Annotated in this window: 18 protein-coding genes; 7 read left to right on the top strand and 11 right to left on the bottom strand. The window is 58.6% G+C overall.

The window, feature by feature from the left end:
- Window positions 1-10: 10 nt before the first annotated feature.
- The 3 genes from HBN79_RS17825 to HBN79_RS17815 form a co-directional block, all read right to left on the bottom strand.
- Window positions 11-256 carry an acyl carrier protein gene (locus tag HBN79_RS17825; RefSeq protein WP_094999482.1) on the bottom strand — a complete coding sequence of 82 codons (246 nt, stop codon included), beginning with the start codon at window positions 254-256 and terminating at the stop codon, window positions 11-13.
- Window positions 257-283: 27 nt separating this feature from the next.
- Entirely contained in the window at window positions 284-1,213 is a 930-nt protein-coding gene (locus tag HBN79_RS17820; RefSeq protein WP_095019072.1) for a hypothetical protein, read from the bottom strand.
- Window positions 1,214-1,442: 229 nt separating this feature from the next.
- Window positions 1,443-3,170, bottom strand: a complete 1,728-nt coding sequence (locus tag HBN79_RS17815) for an AMP-binding protein (RefSeq protein WP_094999480.1) — start codon at window positions 3,168-3,170, stop codon at window positions 1,443-1,445.
- A 671-nt stretch (window positions 3,171-3,841) separates the two neighbouring features.
- On the opposite strand from HBN79_RS17815, the gene HBN79_RS17810 reads away from it, so the two are divergent.
- The 3 genes from HBN79_RS17810 to HBN79_RS17800 all read left to right on the top strand — a co-directional run bounded on the left by HBN79_RS17810 (window position 3,842) and on the right by HBN79_RS17800 (window position 7,907).
- Window positions 3,842-5,956 (top strand): mechanosensitive ion channel domain-containing protein, encoded by a 2,115-nt coding sequence (locus tag HBN79_RS17810; RefSeq protein ID WP_169916960.1) that lies wholly within the window; start codon window positions 3,842-3,844, stop codon window positions 5,954-5,956.
- A gap of 144 nt (window positions 5,957-6,100) precedes the next feature.
- On the top strand, window positions 6,101-6,985 hold the full coding sequence (locus HBN79_RS17805; RefSeq protein WP_094999478.1) for a sugar nucleotide-binding protein: 885 nt from the start codon (window positions 6,101-6,103) through the stop codon (window positions 6,983-6,985).
- Window positions 6,978-7,907: an NAD-dependent epimerase/dehydratase family protein gene (locus HBN79_RS17800; RefSeq protein ID WP_094999477.1), complete on the top strand. Its 930-nt coding sequence runs from the start codon at window positions 6,978-6,980 to the stop codon at window positions 7,905-7,907. The genes HBN79_RS17805 and HBN79_RS17800 overlap by 8 nt, the downstream gene beginning before the upstream one ends.
- Window positions 7,908-7,966: 59 nt before the next feature.
- On the opposite strand, the gene HBN79_RS17795 is transcribed toward HBN79_RS17800, so the two are convergent.
- From HBN79_RS17795 to HBN79_RS17775, 5 genes are all read right to left on the bottom strand, one after another.
- Window positions 7,967-8,665 carry an OmpW family outer membrane protein gene (locus HBN79_RS17795; protein ID WP_094999476.1) on the bottom strand — a complete coding sequence of 233 codons (699 nt, stop codon included), beginning with the start codon at window positions 8,663-8,665 and terminating at the stop codon, window positions 7,967-7,969.
- Window positions 8,666-8,905: 240 nt separating this feature from the next.
- Complete coding sequence (locus tag HBN79_RS17790; RefSeq protein ID WP_094999475.1) at window positions 8,906-9,430, bottom strand: DUF3299 domain-containing protein; 525 nt, start codon at window positions 9,428-9,430, stop codon at window positions 8,906-8,908.
- Window positions 9,431-9,440: 10 nt separating this feature from the next.
- Window positions 9,441-10,706, bottom strand: coding sequence for an ABC transporter permease (locus tag HBN79_RS17785; RefSeq protein ID WP_095019069.1), 1,266 nt, complete (start codon window positions 10,704-10,706; stop codon window positions 9,441-9,443).
- A gap of 1 nt (window position 10,707) precedes the next feature.
- Window positions 10,708-11,418: an ABC transporter ATP-binding protein gene (locus HBN79_RS17780; RefSeq protein ID WP_095019068.1), complete on the bottom strand. Its 711-nt coding sequence runs from the start codon at window positions 11,416-11,418 to the stop codon at window positions 10,708-10,710.
- A 51-nt stretch (window positions 11,419-11,469) separates the two neighbouring features.
- Window positions 11,470-12,033, bottom strand: coding sequence for a DUF2796 domain-containing protein (locus HBN79_RS17775; RefSeq protein WP_095019067.1), 564 nt, complete (start codon window positions 12,031-12,033; stop codon window positions 11,470-11,472).
- Window positions 12,034-12,166: 133 nt separating this feature from the next.
- Between HBN79_RS17775 and HBN79_RS17770 the strand changes: the two genes are divergently transcribed.
- Window positions 12,167-12,514 carry a hypothetical protein gene (locus HBN79_RS17770; RefSeq protein ID WP_094999471.1) on the top strand — a complete coding sequence of 116 codons (348 nt, stop codon included), beginning with the start codon at window positions 12,167-12,169 and terminating at the stop codon, window positions 12,512-12,514.
- A gap of 164 nt (window positions 12,515-12,678) precedes the next feature.
- On the opposite strand, the gene trxA is transcribed toward HBN79_RS17770, so the two are convergent.
- Genes trxA through HBN79_RS17755 form a run of 3 tightly spaced genes read right to left on the bottom strand, consistent with a single transcriptional unit; the run spans window position 12,679 to window position 14,721 of the window.
- Window positions 12,679-13,554 (bottom strand): thioredoxin, encoded by an 876-nt coding sequence (trxA, locus tag HBN79_RS17765; protein ID WP_094999470.1) that lies wholly within the window; start codon window positions 13,552-13,554, stop codon window positions 12,679-12,681.
- 31 nt (window positions 13,555-13,585) lie between these two features.
- Window positions 13,586-14,275 (bottom strand): 50S ribosomal protein L11 methyltransferase, encoded by a 690-nt coding sequence (locus tag HBN79_RS17760; RefSeq protein ID WP_169916959.1) that lies wholly within the window; start codon window positions 14,273-14,275, stop codon window positions 13,586-13,588.
- On the bottom strand, window positions 14,272-14,721 hold the full coding sequence (locus HBN79_RS17755; protein ID WP_094999468.1) for a hypothetical protein: 450 nt from the start codon (window positions 14,719-14,721) through the stop codon (window positions 14,272-14,274). The genes HBN79_RS17760 and HBN79_RS17755 overlap by 4 nt, the downstream gene beginning before the upstream one ends.
- A gap of 139 nt (window positions 14,722-14,860) precedes the next feature.
- Here HBN79_RS17755 and nrdR point away from each other — a divergent pair, with 139 nt between their 5' ends.
- The 3 genes from nrdR to HBN79_RS17740 are packed head-to-tail and all read left to right on the top strand — an operon-like array spanning window position 14,861 to window position 17,164.
- Window positions 14,861-15,325, top strand: coding sequence for a transcriptional regulator NrdR (gene nrdR / locus HBN79_RS17750; protein WP_029611200.1), 465 nt, complete (start codon window positions 14,861-14,863; stop codon window positions 15,323-15,325).
- Window positions 15,322-16,455: a bifunctional diaminohydroxyphosphoribosylaminopyrimidine deaminase/5-amino-6-(5-phosphoribosylamino)uracil reductase RibD gene (gene ribD / locus HBN79_RS17745; protein ID WP_165446500.1), complete on the top strand. Its 1,134-nt coding sequence runs from the start codon at window positions 15,322-15,324 to the stop codon at window positions 16,453-16,455. Before nrdR ends, ribD begins: the two co-directional genes overlap by 4 nt.
- A gap of 46 nt (window positions 16,456-16,501) precedes the next feature.
- Window positions 16,502-17,164, top strand: a complete 663-nt coding sequence (locus tag HBN79_RS17740) for a riboflavin synthase (RefSeq protein WP_086795767.1) — start codon at window positions 16,502-16,504, stop codon at window positions 17,162-17,164.
- Window positions 17,165-17,173: the final 9 nt, after the last annotated feature.

Raw genomic sequence — 17,173 nt, 5'->3', positions numbered from 1 at the left:
TGGCTGGCGATCAGGCGACTTGTTGCTGCTGCAACTGCGAGTCGATTTGCTCCAGAGTGGTGTACTGCGTGATGTTCAGTTGCTCAGGATCAATCGATCCGTAGAGCTGTTCGCAATAGACGATCAGCTCAACCACATTGAGTGAATCGATACCCAGTTCGCCCAAACCGACATGGGTATCGACGGATTCGATATTGAGAATCTTGGCGGCTTCTTTCTTCAGAAGTTCCAGCGTGTTGAGGGTTTCAGTCGTCATTGGTGCATCTCCTGGGGTTAAAGCGGATTAAAGTGAGTCGGATACGGGCTTGGCTACGCGCATGCTTGCGCGCAATTCGTGATAACAGCGGTAAGAGCTGCCTTCCATTTTGGTAAACGCCAACAGGTCACGCTGGTCGAGAAAACTCGGTACGGCAGAGCGGCTGACCAGATGCAAAAGCAGTTCATTGGAGGCGAATTTCAGTGCCAGCACGCGGTGCACGTCTTCGCTCTCATAGCGGTCGGACAGCGTCTTGGTACGGGCGGCGGCAGCGATGAAGTCGCGTGACGCGCGTTCGTCGGGTGTCAGTTCGAGGCGGCCCTGACTTGCCAGCCAGTCAACATGGGCCATCAGTGCGCGCACCAGGAAAGGCCGTACCGTCGTCAGGTATTTATTGAGTACCGCAGGGCCGCCCACTTTCAGACGATCTTCCTGGGAAACCTGCACCGTGCCCTTGACGTTCCCCAACTGCACGACATCGCCGAGAAAGGGCTCGCCGCAGAGGGTTCGCTTGAGGGTCTTGTATTGCTCGGGCCAGACCAGGAAGGCTGAAGGGAAAAACGAGCCCGGCGTGCGGGCGGCAACGATTGCCATGCCATCAAGGTTGGCGTACATGCCCCATACCTTGTCGATATGCAGCTTGAAACCATCCCCTTCCGGCTGGGCGACAGTGCGCCAGCTAGTGAGGGTAGGGCCGCCGGCATCACTCATCAGAAAACGCAGGGCGCTGCCGGCATCAATGCTGGCGCGCGCCCGTTCGTATTGATCCGGCGTCAGGAACAGCGAAAACAAATGGGCGAAGTTCTGCATGAACGATCGGTAGTGCAACGCCAGACCGTCTTGCCGAATGCGCTCCAGAATATGTTCCAAGTCATGGCTCGGCTGCGACAGGGCCACCGAGGGGCGGTTTAATTGCTCGGCAGGCTCATAGTCTTGCGGTGTCTGCGAAATCAACATATCTGAATCCATCAGTCGCACTGAAGCGCGCGAAATAATATGGATCAAGTGAGCAGGCAGTTCGCCGTATGTCGATAAGCGATGAAGAACCGGTTGTGCACACACATTCAATAATGAATGGCGTGACGAAGCCGTATCCCCACCTTGCGTCAAAGTGTGCATAGTGTGTGATCCAGTATTTGAAAGTTGCAGTGCTTCAGTGTGTCGATGTTATTGGCGTGGTTGTAGATTAACTAACAAGCTGTTCGCGATCGGCCTTGTCTTTGTTGTCCAGTACGGTTTGCAGATAAATAGTTCGGCATTCCAAGCGCTTGAGTTTGTTGCTGGTCGTACGTGGCAAACTTCCGGGTAGCACGAATGTAATGGCGTGGGCACCAAATCCGAACTTCTCACGCAATTGGTTTTGAAGTTGGGTGCGCAGTTCGATAGGGTTATGCTTCGTTTCAAGCTCGATCAGAATCGCCAGGCTCTCGGTTCTCTGTGTCTCGTCGTAGATACCGAAGGCCGCTATTGCATTACCCCCGCTGGCCAATAAAGGGTGTGAGGCAATGACGTCTTCAATTTCATGGGGGAAATAATTACTGCCGCGGATAATGATGAGTTCTTTCTTGCGGCCGAGTACAAACAAGTGCTCATCCACGCGATAACCTATATCCCCGGTCGCAAACCAGTCGCCGCTCTGGTAGTGCTCGGTCTGGCCTTCGGCGGGTAAATAGCCGGACATGACCGAAGAACCACGTATGAAAATTTCGCCCACTTCGCGGTCCTTGGCGTCGGAACTGTCCAAAGCCCTTACCGCCACTTGCATCCCGTCAATCGGCCGGCCCATCGACAGTACGGTTTCTACCCGCCGACTGTTATCGTCGGCGCGGCGTGCCTGCCAATGATCGATTACCGCGCCGGAGTCGATACGGTCAGGAATCACGTAGGAGAGCGCCTGCTTGTCGTAATCAAAGGTCGTGTTATGCATGGTCACTGCCAGCGTCGATTCCGCCATGCCGTAGCAGGGTTGCAGCGCAGAACGTGAAAGGCCGTGGGGCGAGAATGTCTGTGCAAACTCCCTCAGGCAGGCTTCATCGACCCTTTCGGCGCCGACAAAGATATTGCGCAACTTGCTCAGATCCACCTCTTTCATTGACGCTTCGCGGTAACGGCGAATGCAATACTGCAGGGCGAAAGTCGGCGCCGCCGTGGTGGTTGCGCCAAAGCTGGACATGCGCTTGAGCCAGCCAAGCGGGTTGCGAATAAAACTGGCCGGCTGCATCAATAGCAGCGGTGCCTGGTAATACAGGTTCGACAGTAGCGTCACCAGGCCCATGTCGTGATGCAGCGGCAGCCAGGACGCAGAGGCGTCGCCGCGTTCGACACTGTAGCCAACAACACCGCCGATACCGCGCACATTGGCGATGACATTGCGATGGCTCAGGATGGCGGCCTTGGGGCGACCGGTCGAGCCCGAGGTCAGTTGCACATGATGGCCGCTGTCAGCCTGGCAGCGTTCCACGCGCACTGGAAACCCTGCGCTGGCAGCGAGGCTCACCTCTGCGCTCGTGACCACGCGTACAGGCAGGTTGGAAAGCAAGCGCTGGAGTGCCGGTGTATTGCTTTCGGATGCGATCAGCAGGCGCGGTGCAAACAACTGACAGGCCACATATATCTGATTGCGCGGTGAGTCTGCCATCAATCTTCCAGGCAGCGCGACGGTGCAAGGCAAGGCGCCAATCAACACGCATCCAGTCAGCAGTAACAAGTGATCGATCGATGCCGGCAGGGCAAGAATAACCAGGTCATTACGAACAACCCCCAGTTCGGTCAGGGCTGAAGAGACCGCCAATGCTTGTTGTGCCAACGCTGCATAGGAAATGCTTTTTTCTTCCCCGTTCTCTTCTATAACAGTAATTTGCCGCAGTGCACTTTGCTGTGGATTATCCAAGGCAGACAAAATAGCATCGATCATTGTTTCCAATTTCCGATCTCCGGGAAGTCAATCAAACAAGTCTGTCAAATATTACAAATTCAATACAGCGCTCTAGTGAGCATACAAACCTGTAGTGCCCGGTCTGGCGGACTTTATGGGATGGAACAGTGTTTGTAAATCGGTCGGGTGAAAGTTTCATAATCTTTCATGTTCGTTTGTAGTCGGCGCTATTGCCCGGTTCTAAAGCAAGTTTATAGTTGTTTAAGTGTCTAAACACTTGTTACTCGGCGTTGGATGTTTTGTATTTAAGTCGTGCGCGCAGTCGTTTACTTTTGTAGTACGTGTCGACTCTTTAGTTGTGGGAGTGTCTCGAATAAGTCGTTGGTAGTGCGGGGTAAGCGTGCTCTTCAAGATCACGTATTTCGGCGCTTCCGGCGTATTCTTATAACGGGCGTACTCGTCGTCCAATGAGTACTTTCTCTCCCGGTTTTGTGTTTGCTGCAGTTACGATGCCTGATCTTCGGGTTACACATTTTGTCTAGTGGTGTATTGAATGGCGGCAGTTTCAGGCAAGCCTCAACCGATTATTTCCCGCGCCTGACGTGTCATTGACTACGCTGTACCTGATCGAAATTACAGACGCGCCCTGTCTCGAACCTAATCCCTTCGGTACGGTTGGCCTATCAAGGATGTGCAGGAGGCCCCCGGGTTTGTACAAATTCAAAACAGCGTTTCTGCTTCTTGTCCTGTTGTGCTCGGGCAATGGCATGCTTTTGGCCGCCCCTACACTGGCCTCTGTGATCAAGGCCGAGGAATCCGATGGCAAGCCTCCCGTGCTGGTGGATGGCGGGCTGCTGGGGGCTTTGGGTGCGGGGATGGACGAGGTTCAAGGTCAGCTCGGCCTGAGTATGCAGTTGCTGGACGCCTGGCGTTTACGCACCGAGCGGGCGGCAGGTGAAGTAGGGCAACTGGTCGAGCAGGCATCCACACATCCTTCATGGAGTGGTGTAGGCGACTTTTTCTTGCTGACGGTTATCTGGTCTGGCGTTTTTTTCGGGTTGATGCTCGCAGGAAGATTGCTGGCGCGTTATTTGTGTACCACGCGTTCGATGGTTGACCGGCCACGCATCCAGACGCTGGTGGGTTATGTGGTGCCCTACATGTTGCCTGCGCTGGTCTCGTTGATGCTGGCCCTGTACGCCAGCCGCATGCTGCAAGACACCTTGGGTCGCTCGTTCGGCCTGACCCTGACCTATGCCGGCAGCGCCGGGGTGTTCTGTGTGGCGCTGGTGCTGTCACTGAGTACCTTGTTTGAAACGGGCCACAAGCGCCGCGCGGTGCAGATTATTCGTCAGTACTCGAAACGGGCGCTGTTCTTGATCGGCTTTTTTTCGGCACTGAGCGACGCAATGAGCAGCCCGCAAATTGCGCGGCAAATCGGCGGCAATATCGCCAGTTGTCTGTCGGTATTCGCCGGCCTGCTGGCGTGCGCCATTCTGGGCTGGCTGGTGGTACGGCTGCGGCGGCCCGTGGCTCACCTGATCCGCAATCGGGCCCTGGCACAACGGCTCGGGCAGCCAGCCTTGCAAGAGTCGTTGCGCATTTTTTCGGTACTCTGGTACTGGCCCGTGCTGCTGATGTTGCTGGTGAGCGCGCGCAATTTACTGGGCGTGGGTGAGGGCAGTGAACGTGCCTTGCGCAGTGCATTGCTGACATCGGGCCTGCTGATCGGCACGGTATTTCTGAGCACGATTCTGCATCATTCATTTCGGGCGCGAACCCAGCATACAGGGGCCTATAAAGAGCGTTTTATCGGTGTGGTTTACGCATTGCTGCGCATTGCCCTGGCCGTGACCTTTATTGAGTTGCTGGCGAAGATCTGGGGTTTCTCGCTGTTGGCCTTCGCTTCCGACAGCAATACCGGCAAGGTCATCAGTGATTCCCTGGGCCATATCCTGTTGATCCTTCTGGTGACCTGGTTGACCTGGGTGGTCCTCGACACGGCCATTCAACAAGCGCTGGAACCGGCCACCAACCGGCGCGGGAGCCATGAGCCCAGTACGCGAATCAAGACCATCCTGCCGCTGGCGCGCAATGCTATCAAAGTGATTCTGGTGGTGATCTGTACCATCACCACCATGGCCAATCTGGGGGTGAACGTCGCGCCCTTCCTGGCTGGCGCCGGGGTGATAGGCCTGGCCATCGGCTTTGGCTCCCAGCAGTTGGTGCAGGACGTGATTACCGGGCTGTTTATCATTATTGAAGACACCATCTCGGTGGGTGACTGGGTGGTGATCGACTCCGCCCATGCCGGCACCGTCGAGGGGTTGACCATCCGAACCCTGCGCCTTCGCGATTCGAGAGGTTTTGTCCATTCGGTGCCTTTTGGTCAGATCAAGGCCGTCATCAACCATTCCCGGCAGTTTGCCTATGCCTTTTTTTCCGTGCAGTTCACCTATGACACCGATATGGACAAAGCGACGGCCCTGATTCGGGAAGCGGGGAGCCAGATCAGCAGCGATCCTCTGCTCAGCCTGAGCCTGCAGGGCTCGCTGACGATCTTTGGCGTCGACAGCATGAACCTCGATGGCGTGACCATAACCGCGCAGTTCCGAACCATGTCCGGGGCGCAGAACACCGTGAGCCGGGCATTCAATGACCGGCTTAAAAAGCTTGTGGATAAGTCGCCGGATGTTCACTTCGCACAGCATTATCCACAGGGGTTTCTGCTGCCCGTGCGGGAGCCGGAACAAACGCTGCCAGCGGACCCCTTGGCGCAACGGTCTACGGTATTACTGACTGATATTCCGCCCAGATCCCAATGAAGGCCTTTTAGCATGAGGCAGTTTGTCAGTGACGGGTGGGCAAGAAACCCGCAAAATGCGGCTATCTTGATTAGGGTCAGCAGCTTTCACGGCTGGTTTTCTGGTATACATCACCGTTCTAAATAGACTGAGCCTGCATACTTTATGCGAATGCGCCTTATGTTATTGGGCGGCGGAAATGCCCTCGGGCAGGCGCTGATTCGTCTGGGTGCCGAGGAAGACATCAATTTCCTAGCCCCGCGCCCGCCGCAAGACGGTTGGGACGCCGCGAGCCTCACGCAACTGCTCGATGACACCCGCCCGGATGCTGTCATCAACCTTGCGTACTACTTCGACTGGTTTCAGGCGCAGACAGTAAGCGAGTCGCGTCTTGCCGCCCAGGAGCGCGCTGTCGAGCGTCTGGCCGAGCTGTGCCAGCACCACAGCATCACCTTGTTGCAACCTTCCAGCTATCGGGTTTTCGATGGCTCGCGTGCGACGGCCTACAGCGAAAAAGACGAACCCGTCCCGCTCGGGTTGCGCGGTCAGGCACTGTGGCGTATCGAACAAAGTGTGCGGGCCATTTGCCCGCAACATGTGCTGCTGCGTTTTGGCTGGTTGCTCGATGACAGCCCGGATGGCACCCTCGGGCGGTTTCTGGCCCAGGCCGAAAAACCGGGTGAGTTGTTGATGGCCGATGATCGACGGGGCAACCCGACGCCGGTGGATGATGCGGCGCGGGTGATTATCTCGGTACTCAAGCAGCTCGATTGCGCGGCGCCGCTGTGGGGCACTTACCACTACGCCGGGCACGAAGCGACAACGCCGCTGGCGCTGGGGCAGGCGATCCTGGCCGAGGCCCGTAACCTGCACGAACTGGCAATCGAAGCGCCGACACCCCAGGCGCACGCCGCGCGGCCCGACGCGGCAGAAGAACCCCAGCACGCGGTGCTGGCGTGCAAAAAAATTCTACACACCTTCGGGATCAAGCCTCGCGCCTGGCGCGCGGCGCTCCCCACTTTACTGGACAGGTTTTATCGTCATGGTTGATGCTCCCGTTTTAATCACCGGTGGTGCCGGTTTTATTGGCTCCAACCTGGTAGACGCCTTGTTGGCCAAGGGCTACTCCGTAAGAATTCTCGATGACATGTCCACAGGCAAACGCAGCAACTTGCCAATGGCCAACTCGCGGGTCGAGCTGATTGAAGGTGACGTGGCCGATGCCGCACTGGTTGCCAAAGTCATGGCCGGTTGCAGCGCAGTGGTTCACCTGGCGGCGGTTGCTTCGGTACAAGCCTCGGTAGACGACCCGGTGCGTACTCACCAAAGCAACTTCATCGGCACCCTGAATGTGTGCGAAGCCATGCGCGAAACAGGGATCAAGCGCGTTGTTTTCGCCTCCAGTGCTGCGGTCTACGGCAATAACGGCGAAGGCGAGTCGATTGTCGAAGACACGCCTAAAGCGCCATTGACACCTTATGCCGCCGACAAGTTGTCCAGCGAGTACTACCTGGATTTCTATCGTCGCCAGCACGGTCTGGAGCCGGTGATCTTTCGCTTCTTCAATATCTTTGGCCCGCGCCAGGACCCCTCCTCGCCTTATTCGGGCGTGATCAGCATTTTCAGTGAGCGTGCTGAAAAGGGCCTGCCGATCACCATCTTTGGCGATGGCGAACAAACGCGCGACTTCGTGTATGTGGGTGATCTGGTCAAGATTCTGGTGCAAGCCGTCGAAACCGAGAACGCTGAAGCGGGTGCCGTGAACGTAGGCTTGAACAAGGCCACTACACTCAATCAAATGCTGGCAGCGTTGAGCGAAGTGGTCGGCGAGTTGCCACCGATCAGCCACGGTCCGGCCCGCTCGGGTGATATCCGCCATTCCCGTGCTGACAATAGCCGTTTGTTGCAACGCTTCACCCTCGGTGAAACCACACCAATGAGTGTCGGGCTGGCACGCCTGCTAGGCCGCTAAGAACCACCCGCCCACAAAAAAGGCGCCTTTCGAAGGCGCCTTTTTTATGATTGCCGGACTTAGAATTTGTAGCCCAGGCCAACCATGTAAACCCATGGGTCCACGTCTACGTTGACCTTGGCACGAGTGCCTGGTGCCACGGCGTTGTTTTCCACAGTGGCGCGGGTGTCGATATCGATATAACGCGCCTGGGCGTTGATCATGATGTTGTCGGTCAGCATGTAGTCAGCACCCAGCTGCCAGGCCATGCCCCAGGAGTTTTTTGCCTTGAAGTTGTCGAACCCTTCGGCGCTGGCACGGCTGCCGACGTGTTCGTCGTAGATCCAGGTGTAGTTGATGCCGGCACCGACGTAAGGCTGGAATGCCGATTTGGTATCCAGTGGGTAGTACACAACGCTCAGGGTTGGCGGCAAGTGTTTGAGGCTACCCAGTTTGCCGTTGGCGGCTGCCAGGCCAGTACCCTTGAGTTTCACGTCATGCTCAAACGGTGTGGCTGCCAGCAATTCGATACCCACATGGTCGGTGATCATGTAAGCGAAGTTCAGACCCAGTTGCGTGTCGCTGCTCATGGTCGCCTTGCCACCCAGATCAGCACCTGCCAACGGGCCTTGATCAACCTTGACGCTGGAGCTGTCGGCTTTCGGGTTTACCGTGATAGCACCGGCACGCACGATGATGTCGCCTTCCGTGTGCGCGTGGGCAAGAGGGGCGACGACGGCGAGCGCAAGGGCGGCTGCGCTGAGCAAAGACTTGTGCATGGGAGCTCCATTTGGATATTTAAAATTTATATAACCAATGATAATGAGCGCCCAGGCCTGTTCAGTTGACCCAGCTCAATGAAAGCGTGAAGTTGTGAAAAATTCGTTAATTGCCCAGAGCTCCTCACCCCAACCCTCTCGCGGAGGGAGAGGGAGCTGATGGGTGGCGTTGCGCAAACCTGCTTTTGCTTTCAGTCCCTTCTCCCACTGGAAGAGGGCTAGGGTGAGGGGCCTTTGGGGTTACTCCGGCAATTCATACACCACGATCCGCTGCGCATCCATCTGATACCCCGCATCCGCCAGTTCGCTAGTGCTGGCCTTGACCTGCAGCGCGCCCACGATCCAGTACGGCTGGTACAACTCGTCGAGTTTGACCCCTTCCTTGCTGGTCACGTGCACGATCTGGTTCGACGGCGGTGGCGGTACATGGATGCAGGCACCGAAGTACGGCACCAGCAAAAAGTCCGTGGTGCGCCCGTCTTCGCTGACTTCAAGGGGCACGATATACCCCGGCAGGCGAATCAACTGACCATCCAGCGCCGGGACCACCGGCGCATTGGGCAAGTCCTGCCTGGCTGCCGGGGCGGCTTCCATATTGCCCATCTGCGAGAGGTCATGCAGGGGCGTCATGTCCGGTGCTTCAGGCGGCGCATCCGCCGGGATCATTTCCGACCAGGTCAGCTCTTTCGGTTCGGCCGCCCACAGCGGCGTCGCAACCAGCAGTAACAGTGCCAGCAGCACGCGAGACATTGCAGACCTTTTCATAAATGTAAGCTCATAAACGAATGGACAGACCATCTGCCAGCGATTGTCGGTAGGCGCGCCAGGCAGGCACGCAGCCCATCAACAGGGCCGCTGCCAGAATACCGCCGAGCAGCGTCCATTCATATTCACTTGGCCACGCCAGTGGCAAATACAACCCGTAGTTCGATTGCACATAGCCTTGCGCGACGGCAATGCACACATACAACAGACCGACACCGGCGATCACTCCGGCGAGTGCCAGAGCCAGTGCTTCGAACACCAGTAACGTGGCGATATGCCAAGGGCGGGCGCCCACGGAGCGCAAGATCGCCATCTCGCGGCGCCGCTCATTGAGGCTGGTCAAGATTGCGGTGAGCATGCCGATCAGTCCGGTCAGTACCACAAACAGCGACACCACAAACAACGCTTTTTCAGCAGTGCTCATCAAGCTCCAGAGTTCCTGCAGGGCTACGCCGGGCAAAATCGCCATCATCGGCTCACCGCGAAAATCGTTGATCTCCCGTTGCAGGGCAAAAGTCGAAATTTTGCTGTTCAGGCCCAGCATGAACGCAGTGATGGCCTGGGGGGTTAGGTCCATATTGCGGGCCTGGTCAGCGCTGATACGCCCGGCACCGTGGGCGGGCACGCCGTTATGCCAGTCGATATGGATTGCTTCCATACCGCCCAGGCTGATATGCAGCGTGCGGTCCACCGGGGTACCGGTGCGCGCGAGAATGCCAACCACGGTGAACGGTTTGTCGTCGTGCTTGACCAGGCTGATCGCCGCCACGCCATGAGCCAGCACCAGTTTGTCGCCCAGTTTGTAATGCAGGGCATCGGCGACTTCGGCACCCAGTACCACTTCGAACGGATCGCTGGCAAAAGGACGGCCGCTGGCCAGTTTCAGGTTTTGCTTGTGGCCGTACTGGTAGTGCTCGAAGTACGCCTCGCTGGTGCCCATCACCCGATAGCCGCGGTGCGAGTCGCCCAGGGACATGGGGATGGCCCATTTCACTTTCGGGTTGTTGGCGAAATGTTCAAAGCTGTCCCAACGAATATTGTTGGTGGCATTGCCGATGCGGAACACCGAATACAGCAGCAGATTGACCGAGCCCGAGCGGGCACCCACGATCAGGTCGGTGCCGCTGATGGTACTGGCGAAGCTGGCGCGGGCTTCGGTGCGGACCCGCTCCACGGCCAGCAGCAGGCACACCGACAGGGCAATGGCGAAGGCGGTCAGCAGTGCGGTAAAGCGGCGGTTGGCCAGGCTGGCCAACGCTAGACGAAACAGATACATCTCAGACCTCTACCGACAGGGCGGCGCGATTGAGTTCAGACAACGACAGGTTACGGTCGAACAGAGGGGCCAGGCTTTGATCGTGGCTGACAAACAACAGGCTGGCACCCGCTTCACGGCATTCGGCAAACAGCAGCTGGATAAAGGCTTCGCGAGCGTCCGCGTCCAGCGCTGATGTGGGCTCGTCGGCAATCACCAGTTCGGGCTGACCGATCAGTGCGCGGGCGGCGGCAACACGCTGCTGCTGGCCGATGGATAACGAGTCTGCACGTCGCTCCAGCAGGGCCGGATCTTTAAGGCCCAGATGGGCCAGCAGGGTTTGCGCGGCGTTATCCACACTGCCGTGGCGTTGCACGGCGCGGCTGGCACGCAGTTTGGAAAAGTGGCAAGGCAGCTCGACGTTCTCGCGAACCGACAAAAATGGCAGCAAATTGAATTGCTGGAAGATATAGCCCGTGTGGTCAACCCGGAAACGGTCACGGGCCCCGGAACCCAGCTCTCCCAGCTCCTGGCCGAGCAAGCGGATGCTGCCGCTGTTGGCTTTTTGCACGCCGCCAAGCAACCCCAGCAAAGTGGTTTTGCCACTGCCACTGGGGCCTTTGAGGAACAGGGTTTCACCTGCTTGCAGGCGAAACGCCGGAATATCCAGTAGCACGGGGTGCCCCGGCCAGCGGAAACTCAGGTCGCTCAGTTCGATAAGTGCTTGGGTCATTGGGGGAGGAGATCGCCTGGGAGTTGGTGGAAGTCTTTCTGTGGGAGCTGTTTAAAACTTCAGCACAGGTGCCTTGGCTGTCACTTCCACGGCTTGCTGACCGCTCGGGCCGATCAGTTGTACCTTGAATTTATGGGTGCCGGGGAATGTCTTGAAAAACTGCGCCAGATCCAGCGCTTTCAAAGCGTCCGGCGTGCTGCAGGTAAACGCATAGTGGGCTTCGATATCGCTGTGATGGTGCTCGCCCTTGGCGCTGCCTTCTTCCGGCGCCGGTTCGAACAGCGGGCTTTTCAGTTCCTGCGCTTCAGCTGTGCAACCGGCGGCCTTGGGGATGCTGAACAGCACCAGTGGGTCTTCCAGTTGTTTGCGTACCGAGCTGACTTTGGCCTTGTCAGCATCAGTGGTAGCAACGTGTTCAAAGCCCACCAGGTTCATCGACGGGCCATCCAGGTCCAGTTCCAGGGTCTGGCCGTCGAGCGCGACATTCAAGCTGCCTACGCCATGTTCATGGGGCGCCAGGCTGCTGTGTTCATGGTCGTGATCATGATCGTCGGCGGCGTGAGCCATCGCCAGCGGCAACAAGGCAAACGGCAAAGCAAGAAGCAAACGGCGCATGGGAGCACTCCAGCAGAAATGTGAAAATATTGTTATGTGATCTTATAACAACTGTTGCGAGAGTTTGCCCGTGTGCTTGGCGTTACGCAAGGCGCGTGGGAGCATGGCTGCAAGAAAATTGAGGAGCACGACGATGGTGCGCATTCGCGGAACGATAGGCGACTGGCCGGTGGATTTGACCGTGGAGCTGGATGAGAGCGACTGGATAAAGCTGGGCGCGCAACTGCACGTCAGTGAGGCACCGATCAGCCAGCCGCCCGCAAAACCTGCGAATCAGGATGATGCCGTGTGGGAAGCCACCAAGGATTTGCTGCGCAAGGCTGGACAGATCAGCGGGCCTGAATTGCTGGGGCAGCTTGAAGCGCTGACCGGCAGCACGGGCGCAGGCAAACGCTTGTTGGTGCGCCTGCGCCATTGTGCCGAGGTGAAAGTGGTTAGCGGTGCTGATTCGCCGATTTACAGCTGGGTTGACGTGGCGTAACAAAAACTCCCGTAGCAGCTGCCGAGGGACGAGGCTGCGTTTGGCAGCTACAGGAACACTGCAACTGTGGGAGCGAGCCTGCTCGCGAAGGTCGTTCGCGAGCAGGCTCGCTCCCACAATAGGGCTTGACCTGCAACAGATTATCTACAGATATGTATCGGGGTTTAGTACAGCGCAGCAAACAGCTTGCGGCGGTAGGTGGTGACCAGCGGGTGATCATTGCCCAGCAGGTCGAACACCTGCAGCAGGGTCTTGTGGGTGATGCCTTCGTTGTAGCTGCGGTTGCGGGTGAACAGTTTCAGTAGCCCGTCCAGTGCGCCTTCATATTGCTGGCGTGCCAGTTGCTGGATTGCCAGTTGATACGCCGCTTCGTCGTCCTGCGGGTTTTGTGCCACGCGGGTCTTCAGGTCGGCCACATCCGGCAAGTCCGCTGCCTGGCGCAAGAACGTCAGTTGCGCCTTGGCCCCGGCCAGTTCGGCCTTGTGCTCGTCGCTCTTGACCGCATCCAGCACCGCTTGTGCTTCAGTCAGCTCGCCACGTTCAGCCAGGCAGCGGCCATACAGGATCAGCGCTTTGGCGTTGCTGTTGTCTTCAGTCAGGATGCTTTTGAGCAAGGCTTCAGCATCGGCAAAACGGCTTTCGGCAAACAGCGCCTGGGCTTGAACCAGCGGGTCTTCAACCGCAGCTTCAGGCATCACCACATGGGGCGCGAGCATGGCACGGATCGCTGATTCCGGCTGGGCTTCCTGGAAACCGTCGACCACTTTGCCGTCCTTGAACAGCACCACGGTGGGCAAGGTCTGAATGCCAATGCGGCCAACAATATCCTGCTCGACATCACAGTTGACCTTGGCCAGCAGCAGTTCGCCCTGATAGTCCTCGGCAATTTGCTCCAGGATCGGCAGCATCACCTTGCAGGGAGCGCACCACTCGGCCCAGAAATCCACCAGTACGGGTTGGTCGAATGAGGCCTGGACCACCAGCCTGTCGAAGTCAGTGGAGGTCACGTCGAAGCTGTAAGAAGGCGTAGGCTGATTCATTTCGTGTCTCGAAGCAGGTAAATAAGAGCAACTATAAAGGCTGGGCGCAGTGGCTGAAAGGCACAGGCTCGCGTTGTGCGTGATACAGGCTGACGTTGCGAAATTCGTGGGGCTCGGCCAGGTCGGGCAGGGTCAGGGCCTTGAGCATGGCCAGTTGCCGATAAAGCGGGTGCTTGAAGTTGCGTACGCGGGAATCGGCTACCAGGGTCTGCTGGCCGCGGCTAGGGAACTGATCCAGCAGCGGCAGGTTTTCGCGGTCGTAGAGCACATCAGCCACCAGGATCAGATCGAACCGGTCCGCCTCGGCAAAAAAATCGCTGGAGTAGCCCAGCGCGACATCGTTGAGCTGGGCATTGGCCCTGCAGGCCGCCAGTGCCAGCGGGTCAAGGTCACAGGCCACCACTTCCAGCGCCCCGGCCCTGGCTGCTGCAATCGCTGCAACGCCCGAACCGGCACCAAAATCCAGAACGCGCTTGCCCTTGACCCACTGCGGTTGCTCGGCCAGAAAGCGTGCGAGCGCCAGCCCGCTGGCCCAGCAAAAGGCCCAGTAGGGAGGTTCGTAGAGAATGCGCCGGGTTTCGTCGGGGGTGAAGGCGCGATCCATATTGTGGGCATCGATCAACCAGAGTTTGAGCGCGGTGCCGGGCAAGTCGGTCGCCACCAGCCGCGCATCACCCAGCAACTCGCTCAACGACTGCTGCAGGCCAAACGGTATATTCATGGTGCTTTGACGAAGGCCAGGGTACCCAGCGCCTGCGTGGTGGGCTGGTTGATGATCCGCGAAGGCAGATGCAGGATCAATTGCCCGGACTGGCTGGCGCGGCCGCGCAGCTCGACCCGCATGCCGGTCGGGAAGGCTTGCGGGTTGAAGCGCAGCTTGAAGGGCAGCGCCTGGCTGTTGCCGAGGATCTTGCTGCTGGCCATCAAGCCTTGGGGGCGGCCACGATCGTCAACGATCAGCATGGCCAGCTCGACCTCGGCGCCTGCCGGCACACCGGTCAGCACTCCGCTCAACTCGCGCTGATATGACGGCAGCGGGCCAAGGTCAGCCGGGGCATCGGTTTTTGGCTGCGTCAGCACTTGGGGCTGTGCCGATTTTGGCGGCTCACTGCTACAAGCGACCAGCAAACTGGCAAGGCACAGCAAAACAAGCGTTCGTAGCGGCATACACGGCTCCAGCGGCAGGTCAGTCGGTGTATCAGATTGTGTAAAAGATAGTAGCCCGTCTGTATACCGTAAAGCCTATGGCTTGTCTTGCCAGTGGGATGCGCTAACATGGCGCTCCCCATTTTTGTTGGCTGCCACCATGCACTGTCCCTTCTGCGGTGCCAACGACACTAAAGTCATCGACTCGCGTCTGGTTGCCGAGGGCGACCAGGTGCGCCGCCGGCGTGAATGCCTGGCCTGTGGTGAACGTTTCACCACCTTTGAAACAGCTGAGTTGGTATTACCCCGCCTTATCAAGCAGGACGGCAGCCGCCAGCCGTTCGATGAAGAAAAGCTGCGCGCCGGCATGCAGCGTGCGCTGGAAAAGCGTCCGGTGAGTGTCGAGCGCCTTGAAGCCGCGCTGGCCCGGATCAAGCACAAGCTGCGCGCCACTGGCGAACGCGAAGTCAAATCGCTGGTTGTTGGTGAACTGGTCATGGGCGAGCTGCAAAAGCTCGACGAAGTGGCCTATATCCGCTTTGCCTCGGTCTATCGACGTTTCCAGGACTTGAACGAGTTCCGCGAAGAGATCGACCGTCTTGCCCGTGAGCCTTCCAAAGAATGATCCAGTCCACAGAACAATCGATTTTAGACACCCATTACATGGCGCGGGCCATCGAGCTGGCGCGCAACGGGCTGTACACCACTCACCCCAACCCCCGTGTCGGTTGCGTCATCGTACGTGACGGGCAGATCGTCGGCGAAGGCTGGCATGTGCGCACCGGCGAGCCCCATGCCGAAGTCCACGCCTTGCGCGCGGCCGGTGAGCTGGCGCGGGGCGCCACGGCCTATGTCACCCTTGAGCCGTGCAGCCATCATGGGCACACCCCACCGTGCGCCGAAGGGCTGATTAGCGCAGGTGTGGCGCGTGTGGTTGCAGCCATGCAGGACCCCAACCCGGAAGTTGCCGGGCGTGGCCTCAAGCGTTTGGCCGATGCCGGTATTGAAGTGCGCAGTGGTGTGCTGGAAGCCGATGCCCGGGCGTTGAACCCTGGTTTTCTCAAGCGCATGGAGCACGGTCTGCCGTTCGTACGGGTCAAAATGGCCATGAGCCTTGATGGCCGCACCGCGATGGCCAACGGCGAAAGCCAGTGGATCACCGGGCCAGAAGCGCGCTCGGCGGTGCAGCGTTTGCGGGCCCAGGCCAGTGTGGTGCTGACGGGTGCGGATACCGTGCTGGCCGATGGCGCCCGCCTGACCGTGCGCGGCCCTGAACTGGGCCTGAGCCCCGAGCTGACCGCGCTGGCGCTCAGTCGTCCGCCGTTGCGGGTGTTGATCGACGGGCGTTTGCGGGTGCCGCTGGATGCACCGTTCTTCAAGGCCGGGCCAGCGCTGGTTGCCACCTGCGTGCCGCCTGCCGAGCAATACCGTACCGGGCCCGAGTGCCTGGTGATCCACGGCGCCAATGGCCAGGTCGACCTGCGCAAGTTGTTGCAGGCGCTGGCCGCCCGCGGCGTCAACGAAGTGCTGGTGGAGGCCGGGCCGCGTCTGGCGGGGGCTTTTGCCGAGCAGGGGTTGGTGGATGAATACCAGATATTTGTCGCGGCCAAGTTTTTGGGCTCTACGGCGCGGCCATTACTGGAGCTGCCGCTGACCCATATGAGCGAAGCGCCATTGCTCAAAATTACCGACATGCGCGCGGTAGGCGATGACTGGCGAGTCACTGCCATACCTGTGCCGTCAGCGAGCGTATAATTCTCAGCCTTCGTGTTACGCAGGCTTTGTTCTCAAGGGGAACGCCATGTTTACCGGCATCATTGAATCCATCGGCAGCATCCGTGCATTGACCCCCAAGGGCGGTGATGTGCGAGTTTCCATCGACACCGGCAAGCTCGACCTGAGCGACGTCAAACTCGGCGACAGTATCGCCATCAATGGCGTGTGCCTGACCGCCGTTGAGCTGTCGGGCAACGGCTTTGCCGCTGACGTCAGCCGCGAGACCCTCGATTGCACCGCGTTCAACGACTTGAAAAGCGGCAGCCGGGTCAACCTGGAAAAGGCCCTGACCCCGACCACGCGCCTGGGCGGTCATCTGGTCAGCGGTCACGTTGATGGCGTGGGCGAGGTGATCTCCCGTGAGGAGAACGCCCGTGCCATCGAGTTCCGCATCCGTGCACCCAAAGAACTGGCCAAGTACATTGCCCATAAAGGCTCGATCACGGTCGACGGCACCAGCCTGACGGTGAACGCGGTCAATGGCGCCGAGTTCTCGCTGACCATCATTCCGCACACCCTGAGCGAAACCATCATGGGGGACTACCGTCCGGGTCGCCGGGTCAACCTCGAGGTCGATTTGCTGGCGCGCTACCTTGAGCGTTTGCTGCTGGGTGACAAAGCTGCCGAGCCGACCTCGGGTGGCATCAGCGAAAGTTTTCTGGCCGCCAACGGCTTTCTCAAATCCTGACGTAAGGGG

Source organism: Pseudomonas sp. WS 5051 (assembly GCF_012985715.1).
Lineage (GTDB): Bacteria > Pseudomonadota > Gammaproteobacteria > Pseudomonadales > Pseudomonadaceae > Aquipseudomonas > Aquipseudomonas bubulae.
This window is presented reverse-complemented; position numbering and strand designations above follow the sequence as displayed.